The sequence below is a fragment of the Acinetobacter sp. 228 genome, from assembly GCF_048147885.1.
This window is the reverse complement of the sequence record NZ_JAYWYV010000627.1, coordinates 1-1,016: the sequence shown is the minus strand read 5'-3', so window position 1 is coordinate 1,016 and position 1,016 is coordinate 1. Positions and strand designations below refer to the sequence as shown.

Annotated in this window: 1 protein-coding gene; it reads left to right on the top strand. The window is 31.7% G+C overall.

Annotation, left to right across the window (positions count from 1 at the left end; genetic code table 11):
- The coding region (locus tag VXQ92_RS21405) for an anthranilate synthase component I family protein (protein WP_416683110.1) at positions 1 to 1,016 on the top strand (1,016 nt) is incomplete at both ends.

The following is a 1,016-nucleotide window of genomic DNA, read 5'->3' as shown; positions in this document are numbered from 1 at the left end:
GGTGGATATATTGGTTTTATTAGTTATGACTTTTCTGCACATCAATTTATAAATAATCAATCACATAAACAACCGTCTTTATTTATAGGTTCCTATTATTCTTTTATTAAAAAAATAAATAATGAATTGTATTTTTTTAGCGATGAAAATAATGCTTTTGAAATTTTTAACTATCTTTTAGCTCTACTCAATAAACCTTCTAGCAAACTACAAAAAAACAATTTTAAACTAGAACAAAATATTCATCCTCGCTGGTCTAAAAATACATACCTAACTGCTTTTCATAAAATACAAGGATATATTAAGGCAGGAGATTGTTATCAAATTAACCTTACTCAAGAATTCAAAGCGAATTTTACTGGTTCGTTATTAAATAAAGCAGATGAGCTATGGAATTTAACCAATGCACCATATTCTGGTTATTTAAAATTAACAGAATTTGAGTTATTAAGTTGCTCTCCTGAATTATTTATTGAATTTAATGTAGATAAGCAAATTAAAACCAGACCCATTAAAGGTACAATGCCTCGTTATGAGAATAAAGAGCAGGATTTACTTTCAAAACAAACTTTAAAAAATTCTAAAAAAGATCAAGCAGAAAATGTGATGATCGTTGATCTATTACGTAATGATTTGAGCATTTATGCCAATACAGGTTCGGTAAAAACAACAAAACTATTCGAAATTGAGAGCTTCAATCAAGTTCATCATATGGTGAGTGAGATTACGGCTACACTTAAAAATGATATTAATCCTATGCAGATGTTACTCACTGCTTTACCAGGAGGTTCAATTACAGGAGCTCCTAAAATTCGGGCAATGCAAATTATTGAAGAGCTAGAAGGCGCACCTCGGGGAGCATATTGCGGCACTTTAGGATATTTTAATTTCGATGGTACTGGACGCTGGAATATTTTAATTCGTAGTTTTCAACAATATCAAAACCAGCTCTCTATTTGGGCAGGCGGCGGTATTACTATTGCTTCAGAGGCTGAGGCTGAATATCAGGAAAGCCT